14 protein-coding genes are annotated in these 17,929 nt (G+C 39.7%); 5 read left to right on the plus strand and 9 right to left on the minus strand.

Annotated features, from left to right (window positions below; genetic code table 11):
- Positions 1–50 precede the first annotated feature (50 nt).
- From HDE68_RS20920 to HDE68_RS26410, 3 genes are all read left to right on the plus strand, one after another.
- Entirely contained in the window at positions 51–1,769 is a 1,719-nt protein-coding gene (locus HDE68_RS20920) for a CocE/NonD family hydrolase (RefSeq protein ID WP_183884186.1), read from the plus strand.
- Between the two features lie 120 nt (positions 1,770–1,889).
- The gene (locus HDE68_RS20925) at positions 1,890–3,683 is read left to right on the plus strand and encodes a DUF885 domain-containing protein (RefSeq protein WP_183884187.1); all 1,794 of its coding nucleotides are present in this window, start codon (positions 1,890–1,892) and stop codon (positions 3,681–3,683) included.
- A gap of 49 nt (positions 3,684–3,732) precedes the next feature.
- A complete protein-coding gene (locus HDE68_RS26410) occupies positions 3,733–3,942 on the plus strand; it encodes an aldo/keto reductase (RefSeq protein ID WP_221300856.1) in 210 nt (69 codons plus the stop codon).
- Positions 3,943–4,027: 85 nt separating this feature from the next.
- Here HDE68_RS26410 and HDE68_RS20935 read toward each other — a convergent pair whose 3' ends face one another.
- The 5 genes from HDE68_RS20935 to HDE68_RS20955 all read right to left on the minus strand — a co-directional run bounded on the left by HDE68_RS20935 (position 4,028) and on the right by HDE68_RS20955 (position 9,690).
- Positions 4,028–6,418: a phosphoketolase gene (locus tag HDE68_RS20935; RefSeq protein ID WP_183884188.1), complete on the minus strand. Its 2,391-nt coding sequence runs from the start codon at positions 6,416–6,418 to the stop codon at positions 4,028–4,030.
- A gap of 5 nt (positions 6,419–6,423) precedes the next feature.
- On the minus strand, positions 6,424–7,626 hold the full coding sequence (locus HDE68_RS20940) for an acetate/propionate family kinase (protein ID WP_183884189.1): 1,203 nt from the start codon (positions 7,624–7,626) through the stop codon (positions 6,424–6,426).
- Positions 7,619–8,257: an HAD family hydrolase gene (locus HDE68_RS20945; protein WP_183884190.1), complete on the minus strand. Its 639-nt coding sequence runs from the start codon at positions 8,255–8,257 to the stop codon at positions 7,619–7,621. Before HDE68_RS20945 ends, HDE68_RS20940 begins: the two co-directional genes overlap by 8 nt.
- Positions 8,258–8,546: 289 nt before the next feature.
- Entirely contained in the window at positions 8,547–9,203 is a 657-nt protein-coding gene (locus HDE68_RS20950) for a BON domain-containing protein (protein WP_111636070.1), read from the minus strand.
- A 64-nt stretch (positions 9,204–9,267) separates the two neighbouring features.
- Positions 9,268–9,690: an Hsp20/alpha crystallin family protein gene (locus tag HDE68_RS20955; protein WP_183884191.1), complete on the minus strand. Its 423-nt coding sequence runs from the start codon at positions 9,688–9,690 to the stop codon at positions 9,268–9,270.
- Between the two features lie 184 nt (positions 9,691–9,874).
- Between HDE68_RS20955 and HDE68_RS20960 the strand changes: the two genes are divergently transcribed.
- On the plus strand, positions 9,875–10,171 hold the full coding sequence (locus HDE68_RS20960; protein ID WP_183884192.1) for a hypothetical protein: 297 nt from the start codon (positions 9,875–9,877) through the stop codon (positions 10,169–10,171).
- Positions 10,172–10,216: 45 nt separating this feature from the next.
- On the opposite strand, the gene mgtA is transcribed toward HDE68_RS20960, so the two are convergent.
- The 4 genes from mgtA to HDE68_RS20980 all read right to left on the minus strand — a co-directional run bounded on the left by mgtA (position 10,217) and on the right by HDE68_RS20980 (position 16,945).
- The gene (mgtA, locus tag HDE68_RS20965) at positions 10,217–12,787 is read right to left on the minus strand and encodes a magnesium-translocating P-type ATPase (protein WP_183884193.1); all 2,571 of its coding nucleotides are present in this window, start codon (positions 12,785–12,787) and stop codon (positions 10,217–10,219) included.
- Between the two features lie 11 nt (positions 12,788–12,798).
- Positions 12,799–14,598: an ABC transporter ATP-binding protein gene (locus HDE68_RS20970; RefSeq protein ID WP_183884194.1), complete on the minus strand. Its 1,800-nt coding sequence runs from the start codon at positions 14,596–14,598 to the stop codon at positions 12,799–12,801.
- Positions 14,595–16,334: an ABC transporter ATP-binding protein gene (locus HDE68_RS20975; protein WP_183884195.1), complete on the minus strand. Its 1,740-nt coding sequence runs from the start codon at positions 16,332–16,334 to the stop codon at positions 14,595–14,597. The genes HDE68_RS20970 and HDE68_RS20975 overlap by 4 nt, the downstream gene beginning before the upstream one ends.
- Positions 16,335–16,405: 71 nt before the next feature.
- The gene (locus HDE68_RS20980) at positions 16,406–16,945 is read right to left on the minus strand and encodes a helix-turn-helix domain-containing protein (RefSeq protein WP_260171824.1); all 540 of its coding nucleotides are present in this window, start codon (positions 16,943–16,945) and stop codon (positions 16,406–16,408) included.
- A gap of 273 nt (positions 16,946–17,218) precedes the next feature.
- On the opposite strand from HDE68_RS20980, the gene HDE68_RS20985 reads away from it, so the two are divergent.
- Complete coding sequence (locus HDE68_RS20985) at positions 17,219–17,890, plus strand: BON domain-containing protein (protein ID WP_111636063.1); 672 nt, start codon at positions 17,219–17,221, stop codon at positions 17,888–17,890.
- Positions 17,891–17,929: the final 39 nt, after the last annotated feature.

The following is a 17,929-nucleotide window of genomic DNA, read 5'->3' on the forward strand; positions in this document are numbered from 1 at the left end:
CTCAAGTGTCTCCAGTTATACGATATAAACAGCAAACTTACCTGATTCCTATGCGTGATGGAATCAGACTTTTCACAAGTATTCAGTATCCGGTGGATCTGAATACAAAAGTTCCATTCTTATTGATGCGAACGCCTTATGGAGTTGACAGCCTAGTTAGGGACAGTGCCAAAACGATCACAGGAAGTTTTGCGGAACTCGCATCTAGTGGCTACATTATTGTCAAACAGGATATCCGTGGCAAATTCAATAGCGAGGGAAAAATGAAGATACATCAGCCTTTGGTCCATCAGTATGATAAAAAGGCTATTGATGAAAGTACCGATACTTATGATACTGTCGATTGGCTTATCAAACATATTGCAAATAATAACGGTAAAGTAGGGCTCACCGGACAATCTTACGATGGTTGGCTGGTGTTAACCGGTGCTGCATACCCACATCCGGGGGTCAAAGCAGCTTGTGAACAAGCGTGTATGGCCGATCTGTTTTTGGGCGATGATTTTCATCACAATGGTGCTTTTCGCCTTAGTTATGGTTTTGAATATGGTTACGAAGTGGAGCATAATCCCCAGATGGATAGTCAATTCCCCTTTCCTGATTCTGATTTATACGACTGGTATTTAAAACTGGGGCCGTTAAGTAATGTGAATAAAAATTATTTCCATGGAAAAATACCAACATGGAATAGTTTTGTTAATCATCCTGATTATGATAATTACTGGCAAAAAAACTCGCCTTTAAATTATATGCCTGCGATCAAAATCCCCATGTTACATGTTGGAGGTTACTATGATCAGGAGGATCTTTACGGTCCACAACTGATGAATAACTGGATGGAAAAGCAAGATAAACAAGGCTTTAATCATCTTATTCTTGGGCCATGGAACCATGGGCTGTGGAACACTGATAAGTCAGACAGTCTTGCCGCAATAGAGTTCGGCTTTCAAACTGCAAAATTTTTTAAAGATCTCCAACGCAAATGGTTCGATTTTTACCTGAAAAATATCGGTGATGGCCAGTTTTGCAAAGCGTATGTCTTTCAAACCGGGAGCAACCAGTGGAAAAGCTACAACAACTGGACTCCAAAGAATACGGTGATCAAACGGCTTTATGCTGGTAATAATAAGCACTGTTCTTTTAAAAAAAGTAATATTCGCAGCGCTATCAGCTATATGAGTGATCCTGAAAATCCGGTACCATACCGATCCCGGCCAATTGAGCCAACCTATGGAAAATATAGTCGATGGCCAACATGGCAGGTGGAAGATCAGCGTTTTTTAAGTAACCGTAAAGATGTTATCAGTTTTGAGGGCGATATTTTACCGAATGACTTGATAGTTACTGGTCAGATAAATGCTCATCTATTGTCTGCAAGTACCGGTAATGATGCAGATTGGATCGTTAAATTAATCGATGTTTATCCAATAGATAAACTGCAAGGTAAATTAAGCGGTTATCAATTACCGGTTGCTATGGAAGTATTCAGGAGCCGATTTAGAAAAAGCTTTAGCAAACCCAGTCCACTAATACCGAACAAACCAGAAGTATACACAATTAACATGCATCAGATTAATCATTGTTTCAAAAAAGGACACCGCCTGATGATACAGATTCAAAGTTCCTGGTTCCCTGTGATAGACCGTAATCCTCAACGCTATATAGCTAATATTTTTAAAGCGAGTGCAGATTATTATCAAAAGGCTAAACAATCCGTCTACGTGGGAGGAAAGGATGGTACCTATATTGAAATGCCTGTTAGTAATTAATGCATACCCGTCATTGACGGCTGATATAGGTGCGTTGGTCTAAAATGTAAAAAAGGTCATGAAAAATTTCATTGACTTGAACTGTAAAAGCAAAATTTCAAACTTAAATAAAGTGTTTTTATGATAAAGTCCCTCTTTTCATTAGCATCAGCTATTGTAATTTCTTTTTGTACCCCTTTTGTTACAACTGCTCAACAAACAAAAACTGTAGCCAGTAAAAAAAACTGGGTAAACACATCTGATCATTATACACAAATGTTGATAGATCTGGATGAAAAATTCTCACCAGAAAATAATTCTTCTCAAGGACTGGTCAAATATGATACCCTGATATCGATACCAACACTGGCAAATGTAATGGCCAAAAGAAAAGATGAGGAGGCGTTGCTAATTATCTATCAAAAAGCATTGAAAACCGAAAAGGAAGTACGGGTGATACAAGATCTGAACATTCTAATGGATTACTTAAAATTAAGATTTCGCAAGCAAGACTTTGCATTGAAGCATAAAATATCTTTTGAAAACGCAGCATCAATTGTCTATGATGGTGTAGCGGATTTGTTAGACGACCAAACGCCGGCAGAACGTAGACCGGCAGCTGTAGCCAGGATCATTAAATACGCGGGCCTTGTTAAGGGGTACGTACCAATAACTACTATTTTACAGGAGCAGGTTCTGAAACAGATATCGGGTAAGGATATGATATATCCATTAAAAAAGAAAATGGAAGACGACCTGTCACATAATTCCAGCCTTTTAGACGGTATATCAGAACTTTGCAGAAAGTATAAGCTAAAAGGTTGGGAAGAACCTTACGCTAAGCTCCGCAAACAAATTGAGGATTATGACCAATGGGCACGCGAACATGTTTTGACAAATGCCCGTACAGATTTCCGCTTGTCACCTGAAGAGTATTCCATGGCTTTGGAGACCCATGGAATTGATATTTCGCCGGTAGAATTGGTTAAAATGGGTCATACTGCTTTTATTGACATTCAAAATCAAATGAAGCCTATTGCGGCGCAAATAGCACAACAACGCCATTTACCATCGGCAGATTACCAGGATGTTATTCGCGAATTAAAAAAAGAACAGTTATATGGTGATTCGATAGTTCCGGTATATGAGAGCCGTTTAAAATATTTGGAAGGTATTATCCGTGAACATCACTTGATTACCTTGCCAAACCGACCCGCTATTATTCGCCTGGCAACTGCCGCAGAATCCGCTCAATTGCCTGTTCCTTATATGGCGCCGCCACCATTGCTGAATAACGCGGGGCAGAGCGGCATTTTTGTGCTACCACTAAATGAGCCTGCTGCGCCTGGTGAAAAAAGCGCGGATAAATTTGATGATTTTGCTTACAAGGCCGCCTCCTGGACTATCGCAGCACATGAAGGACGCCCGGGCCATGAGCTTCAGTTTGATAGAATGGTTGAAATAGGTGTTTCAAAAGCACGAGCCTTATATGCTGATAATTCCACTAATGAGGAGGGATGGGCTGTATATTCAGAATATATCACACGCCCGTACATGCCTTTAGAAGGCAGGCTTATTTCATTAGATTACTTACTTTTAAGGGCTGCTCACAATTATTTGGATCCTGGATTGCAGGCTGGAACCGTAACTCAAGAACAGGCATTTAAGATATTAACACAAGATGTAGGATTGTCGATCCCTTTTGCAAAAATAGAAATAAATTTTTATAAGATTAAAAGTCCAGGAAGGGCAAACAGCTATTTTTATGGATTTACATCAATGCTGGCCTTAAGAGCTTATGCACAAAAGGCTTTAGCTAGTAAATTCAGCGAGTTGCGTTTTCATGACTTTATTATATCACAAGGATTATTAACACCTAAATTACTTAAAAAAGCAGTTATGAATGAATTTGTTCCGGCTGAAAAAAACAGGTAGGGTATTGATTTACAGTTTATTTTAAATATTCATTAATATAAAATTTGACATGAGTGATCAACAATTAAAATTTACCTATAATTTAGGTAGCAATTTACAAATTAATAGGTTAGGTTATGGCGCTATGCAACTTAATGGATTTGGCGTGTCTGGTGAAGCAGAAGATCTTGAAAATGCTAAAAGTGTCTTGCGTGAAGCGGTTAAAGCAGGAGTAAACTTTATAGACACTGCCCATGCTTACGGCCCTGAATTGAATTAGTCACTGATCGGTGAAGACGCTTTCGTCCATAGCCAACAGGCCCTTGTTATCTGCAACAAGGGCCCGGGCGGTGTCTGTAAGTTGCTCAGTTATCATCGCTTTGATTCCATTTCCAATTTAGTATCTCTGGCATATCCTCACCATGGACATCAATAAAGTGCTTATGTTGTATAAGTTTATCTTTCATCATTTGTTTCAGGTAATCTCCTTTAGCACCAAGATTGGGAACACGGTCAACTATATCCTGAACCAGGTGAAACCTGTCCAGGTCATTCTGTACGCGCATATCAAAAGGAGTAGTAATAGTACCTTCTTCTTTGTATCCCCTAACATGCAAATTACGGTTAGTGCGACGATAAGTTAGACGGTGGACCAGCCACGGATAACCATGAAAGGCAAAAACAATATGTTTATCTTTGGTAAACAGCGAATCATAATCCTGGTCACTTAAACCATGGGGGTGCTCGCTGGCAGACTGCAATTTCATCAGGTCAACTACATTAACTACACGAACTTTCAAATCGGGCAAATGTTTGCGCAGGATAGAAACAGCTGCCAGTACTTCTAAGGTAGGGGTGTCTCCGCAACTCGCCATAATGACATCCGGTTCTGATTCCTGGTCATTGCTTGCCCATTGCCATATCCCGATGCCTTCAGTACAATGAATTACGGCAGCGTCCATCGTTAACCATTGAGGCAGTGCATGTTTACCGGCAACAACCACGTTTACATAATCCCTGCTGCGCAGGCAATGATCAAAAACTGATAAAAGGCAATTGGCATCAGGTGGTAAATATACCCGGACGATGTCTGCTTTTTTATTAATGACATGGTCAAGAAATCCAGGGTCCTGGTGAGTGAAACCATTATGATCCTGTTGCCACACATGCGAAGAAAGTAAATAATTTAGCGAGGCTATATTGCGCCTCCATGGCAATTCTTTAGTAACTTTTAGCCATTTAGCATGTTGACTGAACATAGAATCGACGATGCGAATAAAGGCCTCATAACTGTTAAAAAGGCCATGCCTGCCGGTAAGTAAATACCCCTCAAGCCACCCCTGACACTGGTGTTCACTCAGCTGTGCATCCATTATCCGGCCTGATGGTGCTAAAAACTCATCATTTTCTTTTTCTTTAGCATCCCATTGGCGGTTACTAACTTCAAATACAGCACCTAATAAGTTCGAGAGGGTTTCATCCGGCCCGAATACACGGAAATTATCTCGGTTGAGCTTAATTATATCCCGGAAAAACTTTCCCAGTATAGTGGTGTCACCCAGCTGTACTGCACCCGGCGAAGGTATAGCTACAGCATGATCCCTAAAATCTGGCATATAAAGATCGCGCAATAATATACCGCCATTGGTATGCGGATTTGCGCCCATCCGCCGGTTTCCTTTGGGAGCTAGCTCGACCAGTTCGGGTATCAGTGTGCCGTTTTTATCAAACAGTTCTTCGGGTTTATAACTTTTCATCCATCTCTCCAGTTGCTCAAGGTGTTCAGGATGTTTGGCATCTACCAGGATAGGTACCTGGTGTGACCGAAATGTTCCTTCATTAGGCAAACCATCCACTTCCTTGGGGCCTGTCCAGCCTTTTGGCGAACGTAAGACGATCATTGGCCATCGGGGACGGGTATTATCATTGTTATTTCGTGCATTTCCCTGATATTGTTTAATATCTGCTATGGCCTGATCTAACACACCTGCCATTAATTGATGCATGGTTTCAGGATCATCACCCTCCACAAAATACGGTGTCCAACCGCAACCTTGCAGAAACTTCTCTAGTTCCTCATGCTCGATTCTGGCAAGTAAAGTGGGATTACTTATTTTATAGCCGTTTAAGTGCAAAATAGGCAACACCACTCCATCCGTGATTGGGTTTAAAAATTTATTGGATTGCCAAGCTGTTGCCAGGGGGCCTGTCTCGGCTTCGCCATCACCAATAATACAGGCCACTATCAGGTCTGGGTTATCGAATGCGGCACCAAAGGCATGACTAAGCGAATAGCCCAATTCTCCACCTTCATGGATGGAGCCTGGAGTCGTTGGTGCGACATGGCTCGAAATACCACCCGGGAACGAAAATTTGGTGAATAATTTCTTCATCCCGGCTTCGTCTCTTGTAAAGTCTGGATAAACGTCGCTCCAGGTACCTTCCAGATAAACGTTTCCTACGATAGCAGGTCCTCCATGCCCTGGCCCGGCGACATAAAATAGGTTAAGGTCATACTTAATAATGATGCGGTTCAAATGCACATAAATAAAATTTTGCCCCGGCGTGGTACCCCAATGTCCAACAACAAGCGGTTTAACGTGGGAGAGTTTTAAAGGCTCTCTCAAAAGTGGGTTGTCATATAAATAGATCTGTCCTACTGAGAGGTAATTAGCAGCGCGCCAGTAAGCGTCCATATTTTTAAGTAACTCAGGAGATAGGGGGCCTGCCACTGTATTTATTGTTGCTGTTTCCATAAATATTAATTTTTAATGTTATAACTCAAAAGTTTATATACTGATCTCGCAATCATTAATTCTTCGTTAGTCTTGATCACCCAAACAGATGCCTTGTTGGCACCCATTGAAATGAATATTTCATTCTTGATATTTTTAGTTCGATCTATTTCAATCCCTAAAAATTGAAGCCCTTTGCAGATCCTTTCGCGAATTTCAGGTGAATGCTCTCCTATACCACCAGAGAATATAAGGGTGTCTAAACCACCAAGCACAGCGGCAAAAGCGCCAATCCATTTGATCGTTTGGTAGCAAAAAAGCTCAACAGCCTCTGCGGCCCGATGATCGTGCTGTTGCATGTTTAGCAGTTCCTGCATATCGGCTGTAGTTTCTGAAATACCTAATAGACCCGACTCATGATTAACCAGTTGGTTAAATTTTTCAGGAGTAAGCTTTTCCGATTTCATCAAATACCAGGCAACGCCAGGGTCAAGATCGCCTGTGCGGGTACTCATCGTTAAGCCGGATGCTGGCGTAAACCCCATACTGGTATCCATGCTTTTCCCATCTTTTACTGCAGCAAGGCTTGCTCCGCTGCCCAAATGTGCCATGATAATTTTACCCTTTGATGCTTCAGTACCTGCAATCCGTTCAAATTCTTCCATGAGATAAGAATAGGAAAGGCCATGAAAACCATATCGCTTGATTCCTTTAGCCTGATATTTACGTGGGATGGGCAATAGTTTTGCGATACTGGGCATTGCTGAATGGAAAGAGGTGTCGAAACATGCCACCTGATCCAACTGCGGGAAGTGTTTTTTAAATGCTTCCACTAATTTGATCTCTGCTGGAAGATGCTCGGGATCGTAGGCACTGATCTCTTTTAATTCCATTATCAATTTCGCGGTAATGAATTCAGGTGATCCATGATTCATCCCCTGGACTATCCGATGTCCTATTGCCTTTATCTGGACAAATTCAGTCTCCTTTGCAAGCCAGTTAACAAGCCAGTCCGCAGCTTCACCGTGGTTCGCTACTTTGATGTCGATTAGGCACTGTTGTTCTCCACCAGAATGGATAAAGTTGAGGTTTGCACTACTGCTTCCGATATTTTCCATTTCGCCGACCAGCAATTGATTAAGCGAACCTTCCATTTCATACAAAGCATATTTAATACTGGATGAACCTCCGTTTATCGTCAGTATGCATTTTTTTGAGGTATTATTCATGAGCCGCAGGGATTAAATTTAATCCAAACTCATTTAATTGATCTCTGGTTGATTGGAGGCTGGTATGTGAAATGCCCTTTATACCAAATCGTTCAGCTATACTGACAAATAAGGGCTGGTTATCAATGTAAATGCTTTCTCCCGGCGTTACCTGCGCAATGTCTAATGCCAGCCTGAAAATGGTGGCATCTGGTTTTCTTAAATTCACAAAGGAAGAAGAGATGAAAAAGTCAATAAATTCATTAAGCTTAAATTTCTTTATCCTGTATTCATTAAGTTCGCGGCCTTCATTGCTGATGACGGCAATTTTTAAACCATAATCCTTTTTTAAAGAAGTAATGAGTGCTATCATCTGCGGCAGAGGTTGCGATTGTCTGAACATAAATGTTTTAAATTCATCCGGGCTAAAATTTCGTTTCTTATAGAACACAACGCTGTCTAAGTATTCATCCAGGCTCATTTTTCCTAATTCATATGTTTCAAAATTAAGATGGTGCCGTTCTTCCATGTCATTATGATCTAGATGGAATTTTTTAGCGCCTGCTCTGCGTGAATTACGGTCCCATCCATCGCTGAGTAAAACACCCCCAATATCAAGAAATAGTATATTTATGTGAGTTTCTTTCTTCACAGGATAATTTTGATTAATTATAACCACTTTTGATGATAGGTTGAATCATTTGGAAACGGCCGTTAGGTTTGATGAAACTAGAAAGATGAGCCGGAATGATAATGCCTTGCCCAGATTTAATGAATAGCAAAAAATGGAGGCTTGTAAGTCTTTTGCAAAAAAAAAATTGACGTAAAACGTTAATTTCATGCAAGTATTTCGTTCTTCAAGGTCCATGTTATCCTTTACTTCAGATGATCTGTTAAAGGACTGCTATATATCGGAACAATCCTTTAAATAGATCAATTCATTATTCGAATTCAACAAGTATATCATTCTTTACCTTAGAAACACCAGGAGCATTCCAGGCGATTCGCCCTGCTTCATCTCGTTTATAGATGGAATTTACAGATCCGGTCAAGGTTACGTTATTACCCTTCACGTTTACACCAATGTCTTCTGCATCAATAGACCAGCTCCTGTTAAGTGCGCGTTCAATGGCACCTTTTTCTACTTGGTCGGTTGTTTGAGAATGGATAGCGATATTATTAATCACGCCTAAAACACCCAAAAGTGTTGATACAGATTTTTGTGCTGCTTCTTTTTGATAATTCCAGCGGACTTCACCTTCAAGCGTAACTAATCCATCCTCCACTTTTACTTTTATTTTATCATCCGGAACTTCCCAGTTCCACTTCCATGCATTCAATATTTCTCGCGCAATTTCCGTATCATTTTGTTTGCTTGTACCTCCAAAATGAATTTTGATGGTTTCTGCAACAATTTTTACACCCGCTACATTTTTAGCGGCATTTTCCGCTTCCTTTTTCTTGGCGTAACTGTTTACAGTTCCACTCAAAGTTATGACACCATCTATTGCGGTTACGCCAATTTCTGCTGCGTTCAATAATGGTTCCCATTTGATAGCATTTTGAACATCTCTTTGCAAATCTTCGTTTGTTTTCATGTTTATTTAATTGTTAGATAGCTTGTTGTTTTGTTTAAAGTCGGTTATTTAAATTACCACTTTTTTATTTGCGTACTTTCACTTCTCTCTTCTCAGGTTCAATTGAACCATTCTTTTTAAGATCTATACAAAGCAATCCCTTGCGATAAGTGGCAGAAATATGATCTTGTGCTACATTTTGAGGAAGGTGGAACGAACCAGTGAAGGAAGAACGTGAGAATTCTTTTCGGGAATAATTATCTTCATTTTTATCTACTTCCTTACTAGACTCTGCAGTAATTGTCAATATTCCATTATCGGTCGTAATTTTAAAATCTCCCTTTTTGAATCCGGGGGCGGCAACTTCCAGTTTGAACTTACCTTCTGTATCCCTGATGTTTACTGCATGCTCAGGTTCATCTGGGTTATCAAAAACATCTGTTTTCCAGAAGTTCTCGATCATTGAGGACACTTTTTCGGTTTTTTTTGCTTTTACTAACTCTTCCATATCGTTTACATTTTAATTCTGATATAAAGATCAGTAAGAAATAATAAGTCAACTTGATGTGAATCAGTAGAATGGATGATGTTGGTCATCCCCAGCTAATTTTCATATCTTACATTTGACAGAGTCCAAGGTCACGGGCAATCGTTCAATTATGTTGAATCAACATTTCATTTAATAAAATATTATGACAATCATTAAAAATATACATCCTTTAAGCGCTGAAGTACTTTTCGACCTTCTGAAAAAAGAATTTCCAGATTATATTAATGCTAAACTGGACTCTATGTTGAACATAGATTTTACTCATGTGTATCATGAGATCAATGTGCTGTTTCCTGAAGTTATTACAGGTACCGCGCTCACAATTACAGTATCGGATCAGGAGATCACTATATCTGACAATACAGCGAGTTATGAATTTAATGCCACTTTGCTAGAAGAGCAATTAATAGTTTTTATCAAGATAAAAGCCGGGCAATAGTAAATCCGAGTTCACTCAGTACCTTCTTCTATGTAAAAGTTAAAGTTATTTAGAACTGGTGAGCCGTTTTTTTATTTTCTTGTAGAACCATCTTTTGGCCGCTTCGGCAGTTAGCAGGTAAGCGGTAATGATAACAATCATCCAGCCATAAAAGAATAGGGGTAGTCTGATAAAACCAAACCATGTGGCTACAGGTGTAATCGGTATAACCAGAACGATAAGTAAAACAACCATAGTTGCGATAGACAGGTAATTACCAGGCAGACTTTTCAGGAAGGAAAGCCGGGTGCGTACGACTAATACGATCAGGATTGCTGAGATCACAGATTCTGTGAACCAGCCAGTTTGAAATACCTTTTCGTTTGCGTGCATGACCAGTATTAAAAGACCAAAAGTTAAGTAATCAAATACTGAACTTAACAGCCCGAAGGTAATCATGAAATATTGAACGAACCTGAGGTCCCAATGCTGGGGTTCCTGAATATTTACATCATCCACCCTGTCTGTTGCTATGGCCATCTCCGGGAAATCTGTGAGGAGATTGGTCAGTAGAATTTGTTTGGGTAGTAAAGGCAAAAAAGGAAGAAATAAAGATGCACCGGCCATGCTGAACATATTTCCAAAATTGGCACTGGTTGCCATAAATATATATTTCATTGTATTGGTGAAAGTTTTTCGTCCTTCAACAATTCCCTCACTCAGCACATTAAGGTCCTGGCTGAGCAGTACAATATCTGCAGCTTCTTTAGCTACATCAACGGCTGAATCTACAGATATGCCTACATCGGCAGTATGTAATGCTGGAGCATCATTGATCCCATCACCCATAAAGCCTACAACGTGCCCAGCCTTTTTTAGTATGGTAATGATGCGTTCTTTTTGATTGGGTTCCACTTCTGCAAAAATATCAGTATGAGGAGCCTGATGTTTTAAGGCCGCATTGCTCATCTCTCTTAAAGTAGAACCAGTTAATATTTTGGGTGTGGCGATCCCGATTTGCTGTGCAAGGCTTTTTGCTACCAGGGCATTGTCACCAGTGATGATTTTTAACTGTACACCAAGATTTTTCAGTTTAGTAAGCGTAGCAGACATCCCAGCCCGTGGTGGATCAAATAAAGTAATGAAACCCAAAAAGATCATTTGCTGTTCCTGATCCCTGGTAAAGTTTTTTTCAGCACTACCTGCTTTATAAGCCACGCCAAGCGTTCGAAAACCTGCATCACTCAACTGCTGATATTGATCCAGGATTTTTGCACGATTTTGATCTAAAGGAACCAGGCTGCCGTCTGCGGTTTCTGTTTGATTACAAATGTTTAAAATGACCATTAGTGCACCTTTAGTGATCACCAGGTTGTCCTTTTTATTTTTAACCTGTACGGTTAACCGCTTACGGATAAAGTCATAAGGGATTTCAGCTTGAACATGATACGGATCAGTTGATGACTCCGGCTTTGGATAAGCTAAACAAATAGCCTTATCAATAGGATTGTTAAAACCTTGCTGCATTGATGCGTTGAGCCAGGCATATTGCAAGACCTTATCGCTGTGTTTACCATCAATACTTAGGGAATCTTTTAAGGTTACTTTACCCTCGGTAATGGTGCCGGTTTTATCAGAGCATAGGATATCCATACTGCCAAAATTCTCGATAGAGGAGAGACGTTTCACAATAACCTGGTGTTTGGCCATGCGTCTGGCTCCCGTAGATAGATTCACACTTATAATGGCCGGTAATAATTGAGGTGTTAATCCTACGGCAAGTGCAAGAGAAAACAAGAATGAATCCAGCACCGGTTTATGCAAGAAAACGTTGACTGCAAAAATAATGATGACCAGTATAAGGGTGATTTCCATTAGCATATAACCAAATTTCCTGATACCTCTTTCAAAATTCGTTTCGGGTGCCTTTTGCTGTAGACTAGTTGATATCTTACCAAATTCCGTTTGGGAGCCTGTTTTCATGATTAAGCCAATCGCTTTTCCGCTAATCACATTAGAACCCATAAAAAGAGAGTTGGATCGTTTGGCCAATGATATGTCTGGCTGTAATACACCCGGAAACTTTTCTACCGGATAAGTTTCACCTGTAAACGCAGCTTCATCAATAAACAATTCCTGCGCTTCTAAAAGTAAACTGTCACCGGGAATGATATCGCCGGCCGATAGATAAATGATATCGCCTGGAACGATCTCTTCTATTGAAACTTCCTTTTTCTCACCTTCTCTTAGTACTGTGCAATGTAGCTGAACCATTTTTAGAAGTTCAGAAACCGCATTAGCTGCTCCTCTTTCCTGCCAAAAACCAAGTAAACTGCTAATCATGACGATCAGCAGTATAATTACCGTATCGGCTATATCCCCGAGACTGGCAGATAGGAGCGCAGCGATGATAAGCATGATGGTAATTGGGCTTTTAAATTGTGAAAGCAGCAGTAACAACATTGGAGCCTTATTCCCTGATTTTAAGGTATTGTGCCCATATTGTTTGATCCGGCTTACTGCCTGTTTAGAAGTCAAACCTTTTTGGTCAGCAGCTAAACTTGCAAATGCTTCGGTACTGCTCAAACTCCAGAAACATTCTGTTTGATGACTATCTTGAGGATTTTGTTTGTCCATGTTAGCTATTTTTAATCGAATTGACTGGTATAGAGTTCAAAATACCTTCCTTTTTGTTTTAATAATTCGGCATGACTACCCTGTTCAATGATTTCGCCCTGCTCAAGAACAATGATTTTGTCGGCATTTATAATGGTGGATAAACGATGGGCAACTACAAAACTTGTTCTCCCCTCCATTAAGCGGTCGATTCCAATTTGAATATGGATCTCGGTTCTGGTATCTATAGAACTGGTTGCTTCATCCAGGATGAGGATTCGCGGATCTGCAACGGCGGCTCTGGCAATGTTTAGGAGTTGCCGCTGACCCTGACTTAGGTTATTACCATCATCTTCAAGGATGGTTAAATAACCTTTAGGTAATCTTTTAATGAAGGAATCTGCGCTAACGAGTTTTGCTGCTGCAATGACTTGTTGGTCTGTTGCTTTTAGTGACCCATAGCGGATATTTTCCATCACCGTTCCATGGAATAAATGTGTGTCTTGAAGAACCATAGCAAGTGATTGTCTCAGATTTTTCCTTTTGATCATCCTGATATCGGTACCATCAATGGAAATATCGCCAGACTGGATATCATAGAAGCGGGGAAGTAGATTGATGATTGTGCTTTTTCCTGCACCTGTTGAACCTACGAAGGCAATTTTTTGCCCAGGTAATGCTTTTAAAGATATATTCTTAAGAATTGTTTTTCCTGGATTATAACTAAATGTCACCTGATTAAAATGGATTTCTCCTTTAATGTTAACGAGTTCCACGGCTTGCTTCTCATCTGCTTTTTCTGGCAGCTGGTCCATGACCTCAAAAATTCGTTCCGCACTTGCCATTGCAGTTTGAAAACTGCTGAACTCGCCAGATATTTGATTTAAAGGACGTGAAAATTGTTTGGAGTATTGCAGAAAAGCAGCAAGTCCGCCAATATCCAGTCCAGTTACAATCGACATAATTCCTCCAGCAGCAGCAGTTAATGCAAAATTTATGGTGTTTAAATTTTGCATGATAGGCATCATAATCCCTGAATAAAACTGTGCTTTGGTGGCTTTTTTAAGCAGACCTTTGTTTAGTTTTTCAAAATCATCTACGGCCTCCTCTTCATGACAGTATACTTTAACGGTTTTTTCGCCAGTAATTATCTCTTCTATGTAGCCATTTAAAATACCAAGAGCTGCCTGCTGTCCGGTAAAATAGGTATTGCTTTTCTGAATAATCAGTTTTGCGAGCCAAAACATTGCGAATACGACAACAATAGTGACCAGAGACAACATCGGGCTAATGTATAGCATAAGGACAAATGTGCCAGCTACAGTAATTAGACTTGAAATAATCTGGGTTACACTATCGTTCAAGGCATCACTTACATTATCCAGATCATTTGTAAAACGGCTCATAAGTTCTCCATGGCTATGGGTATCATAAAACCGGATTGGAAGGGTCTGCATTTTACAAAACATATCAGCGCGGATCATATTTACTGTTTTTTGTGCAACATGTATCATCAGACGGCTTTGGAAGAAAGCTGCTATTACACCAAGTAGATAAATAGCCATTAGCAAGACAACCATTTGTAACAGGCCTTGAAGGCGACCCGGAATAATATAGTTGTTAATGATGGGTCTCAAAAGGTAAGATCCATATAAGGATGCAGCTGTGTTCAGGAGTAAAAAAAGAATTACCAGCAAAAACAGTATTTTTTGTTTGCCAAAGTACTGCCATATTCTGATGATGACCATACCTGGTTTTTTAGCTTTCTCCAATGATACGTATCCATGGTGTCCCGGCAGTCCGGAAGGTAGAAGATTGACACTTTTACTCATTTTACAGCTCCTTCCTTTTGCTGTTGGGAATGGTATATTTCCTGATAGGTTTTGTTTGTCTTCATGAGTTCATCATGAGTACCCATTCCAACAATTTTTCCGCTATCCAAAACAATGATTTTATCGGCCAACTGAACCGAACTAATTCTTTGGGCAATAATAAATATAGTAACCTCCTTAAGATACAGTTTAAATTCATCCTGGATTTTAGCTTCTGTGGTAGAATCTACAGCGCTTGTGCTGTCGTCAAGGATTAGTATCAGGGGATGTTTAACAAGGGCCATTGCGATGCAGATTCGTTGTTTTTGTCCACCGGAAAGATTAACGCCTCCTTGTCCTAGTTCAGTTTCGTATTGTTTTGGAAAGGACATGATGAAATCGTGTGCCTGAGCTTCCTGGCAAGCCAGGATGATTTCTTCCTGAGTTGCGCCTGGATTTCCCCATCTCAAATTATCTTTGATTGACCCTGAGAATAATTGGTTTTTCTGTAAAACCATGCCGATGCTATTTCGTAAATTTTTTAGTGAATAATCCTTCAGCTCGAGATCATCAATCAATATTTTTCCTTTACCCACCTCATACAATCGTGGTATAAGTTGTACAAGGGTGCTTTTAGCCGATCCGGTTGCGCCAATAATAGCAATTTGTTCACCGGGGTGAGCAATAAAATTAATGCCATTCAGTACATATCTTTTTGCTTCTTTATGGTATTTGAAAGCTACATTCCTAAATTCTACCTTCCCTGCTTTTATCTTAATACTTCTTTCCAGAGCCGATGGTGTATCCACTATATCAACATCTGTATTCAATACCTCAAGAACACGCTTAGAGGATGCTCCAGCTCTGGAAAAGGCCATGATGGTCATAGAAAGCATGGTCAAAGACATCAGGATCTGGGTAATATAAGTAATGAAAGACATGAGCTGTCCGATATGCATGGTCCCGGATATGATTTTTTTTCCGCCAAACCACACTACTGCAACAATGGATATATTCATCACCAGCATCATCACTGGGGTTACCATCACTACTATTGCTGAAGCTTTAATGGCGGCATCTCTTAAACTATTATTCGATATTGAGAATTTTTTTTCTTCAAAAGACTCACGTACAAAAGATTTAACCACACGAATGTTCATTAAGTCTTCTTGTATGGCACCATTTACATGATCCAGTTTTTGCTGCATCCTAAGAAAATAAGGAAAGCTTTTTCGCAGGATAAAGAAGATACTTATGCCCAATACAGGAATGGCGACTGCAATAATAAAGGCAAGACTGGAATTGATTCTTGCTGCCATAAAAACTCCAAATACAAGCATGAGCGGAGCACGGATGAGTAATCTTAGCGACATCATGACTACGTTCTGGATAATATTTATATCATTAGTCATTCTGGTAACCAGAGATGCAGAACTGAATTTGTCAATATTTAAAAAAGAAAAGGTTTGGATTTTTCGAAATAACCCTTGTCTTAATTCAGCGGCAAACCCAACAGATGCTTTTGAGGAATAATAAATATTACCCACATTTCCAATGATTGCAACAATAGAAAGGACCAACATTGTTATTCCTGTAATTATGATATAGTGCAGATTTTTCTCCTGTACACCCTGATCAACGATGCGAGACATGAGCACAGGTTGAACGATTTCTCCCATAACATCTATAAATACCAGTAGTGGAGCCATTAGGAAAGCCGTCAGGTACTTTTTAAGGAATGGGAAATAAGCATTCATCTAAAGGAGATTTTTAAGTCTTACCGTGTAAAATCTGTCTAAACCTTGTTTTGAAATAAAATTCATTTTATTTAGATATTCTCAAGCGCAGTGCGATGGCCGGTTTGGGCATTTTTAAAATAGGAGACTGTAAGCCCTGTTACTTTTTTAAACTGTCTGCAGAGGTGGGCAACACTACTGTAATTCAATAGGTGGGAGATTTCGGTAAGATTAAGCTCCTTATAAAGGATAAGTTCTTTTACCCTCTCAATTTTATGCTTGATGATGTAATGCTCAATAGTTAGTCCTGTTTGCCGTGAAAATACGTTGGCCAGGTAAGTATAATCGTAATGAATTTTCTCGCTGATGTAATTAGAGTTTTTGATTTTTGGCATTTCATCATTATAATGAACCATGTCAATAATTGTGTTTTTAATTTTTTCTATTAACATTTCTTTCTTATCGGATATCAATTCGAAACCTGATTCGAGCAAGGCACACCTTAACAATTCGAACTGCCGCTGAGTCGGATTCTCTTTGGTCTGGACTTCACCCAGGTCTATGGATCTATAGCTTAAACCAACCTTATCCAATTCTATTTTTACGGCCATTCTGCATCGGTTACTGACCATGTGTTTAATATGTAAAACCATTGTGATTATGTTATGGGAGTTAGTTTGAGTCTCAATAGGCAACCAAAGCTGTTTTAACAAAACTCGGGATTTAACCGCGTGTTCAAAATGATAACCGTCACGATTATCATGATGGTCATCATGATTACTGATGATGCATAAAGTTCCTTTTTATGTGAATTGTGCAACTGTTATCCATAAATGTATAATGATGTTGGAATGAAATAAGGCAACCTTTGAGGTGTGAAATATTTCACATGAAAATCATGGATCATGAAAAATAACGAAACATTGCAAAAAAATGTTCAGGACGCAATCAAATGGGAACCATTATTACATGCAGCTGAAATTGGTGTAACAGCTAATGATGGTGTGGTCACCTTAACAGGAATAGTGGATAGTTATGCTAAGAAATCCGAAGCAGAGGATGCAGCAAAAAAAGTAGCTGGAGTAAAAGCCGTTGTCGAGAGAATAGAGGTGAAGTATCTTGGTTCTATCCACAAAGAAGATGAGGAAATTGCCAAAGAGGTTTTAAATGCTTTCAAATGGAACTGGAAGATCCCCGGAGAAAAAATTACAGTTAAAGTTGAAGATGGTTGGGTAACTCTTACAGGAACTATTAATTGGAATTATCAAAAGGATGCTGCTAAAAATGCGATCAAGAACCTGTTAGGGGTGAAGGGGGTGACCAATAGCATTACAATCGAGTCAGATATTCATGATGCAGTGGAGAAAAAGGAAATTGAAGATGCAATTGACAGGAACTGGTCGGTCAATAACCAGGATATACAAGTTAAAGTTTCTGGTAGTCGTGTGACATTGACAGGAACTGTGAATTCAATTTATCAAAAAGATGAGGCCCAACGAATGGCTTGGAATGCGCCAGGTGTCTGGTATGTGGATAATGAGATTGAAATTGAATACGATTATTTATTAGTTGATTAAATATAGAACGGGAGCTAATGCTCCCGTTTATTGGAAATT

It is taken from the genome of Pedobacter cryoconitis (assembly GCF_014200605.1).
In the GTDB taxonomy this organism is placed as follows: domain Bacteria; phylum Bacteroidota; class Bacteroidia; order Sphingobacteriales; family Sphingobacteriaceae; genus Pedobacter; species Pedobacter cryoconitis_B.

Excerpts from the sequence above, each read along its gene's own strand:
- HDE68_RS20950 (WP_111636070.1), bottom strand. The coding sequence starts at position 9,203 with ATGAAAACAAACGAAGATTTGCAAAGAGATGTTCAAAATGCTATCAAA.
- HDE68_RS20955 (WP_183884191.1), bottom strand. The coding sequence starts at position 9,690 with ATGGAAGAGTTAGTAAAAGCAAAAAAAACCGAAAAAGTGTCCTCAATG.
- HDE68_RS20920 (WP_183884186.1), top strand. The coding sequence starts at position 51 with ATGCGTGATGGAATCAGACTTTTCACAAGTATTCAGTATCCGGTGGAT.
- HDE68_RS20935 (WP_183884188.1), bottom strand. The coding sequence starts at position 6,418 with ATGGAAACAGCAACAATAAATACAGTGGCAGGCCCCCTATCTCCTGAG.
- HDE68_RS20985 (WP_111636063.1), top strand. The coding sequence starts at position 17,219 with ATGAAAAATAACGAAACATTGCAAAAAAATGTTCAGGACGCAATCAAA.
- HDE68_RS20960 (WP_183884192.1), top strand. The coding sequence starts at position 9,875 with ATGACAATCATTAAAAATATACATCCTTTAAGCGCTGAAGTACTTTTC.
- HDE68_RS20980 (WP_260171824.1), bottom strand. The coding sequence starts at position 16,945 with ATGGTCAGTAACCGATGCAGAATGGCCGTAAAAATAGAATTGGATAAG.
- HDE68_RS26410 (WP_221300856.1), top strand. The coding sequence starts at position 3,733 with ATGAGTGATCAACAATTAAAATTTACCTATAATTTAGGTAGCAATTTA.
- HDE68_RS20925 (WP_183884187.1), top strand. The coding sequence starts at position 1,890 with ATGATAAAGTCCCTCTTTTCATTAGCATCAGCTATTGTAATTTCTTTT.
- HDE68_RS20970 (WP_183884194.1), bottom strand. The coding sequence starts at position 14,598 with ATGAGTAAAAGTGTCAATCTTCTACCTTCCGGACTGCCGGGACACCAT.
- mgtA (WP_183884193.1), bottom strand. The coding sequence starts at position 12,787 with ATGGACAAACAAAATCCTCAAGATAGTCATCAAACAGAATGTTTCTGG.
- HDE68_RS20940 (WP_183884189.1), bottom strand. The coding sequence starts at position 7,626 with ATGAATAATACCTCAAAAAAATGCATACTGACGATAAACGGAGGTTCA.
- HDE68_RS20975 (WP_183884195.1), bottom strand. The coding sequence starts at position 16,334 with ATGAATGCTTATTTCCCATTCCTTAAAAAGTACCTGACGGCTTTCCTA.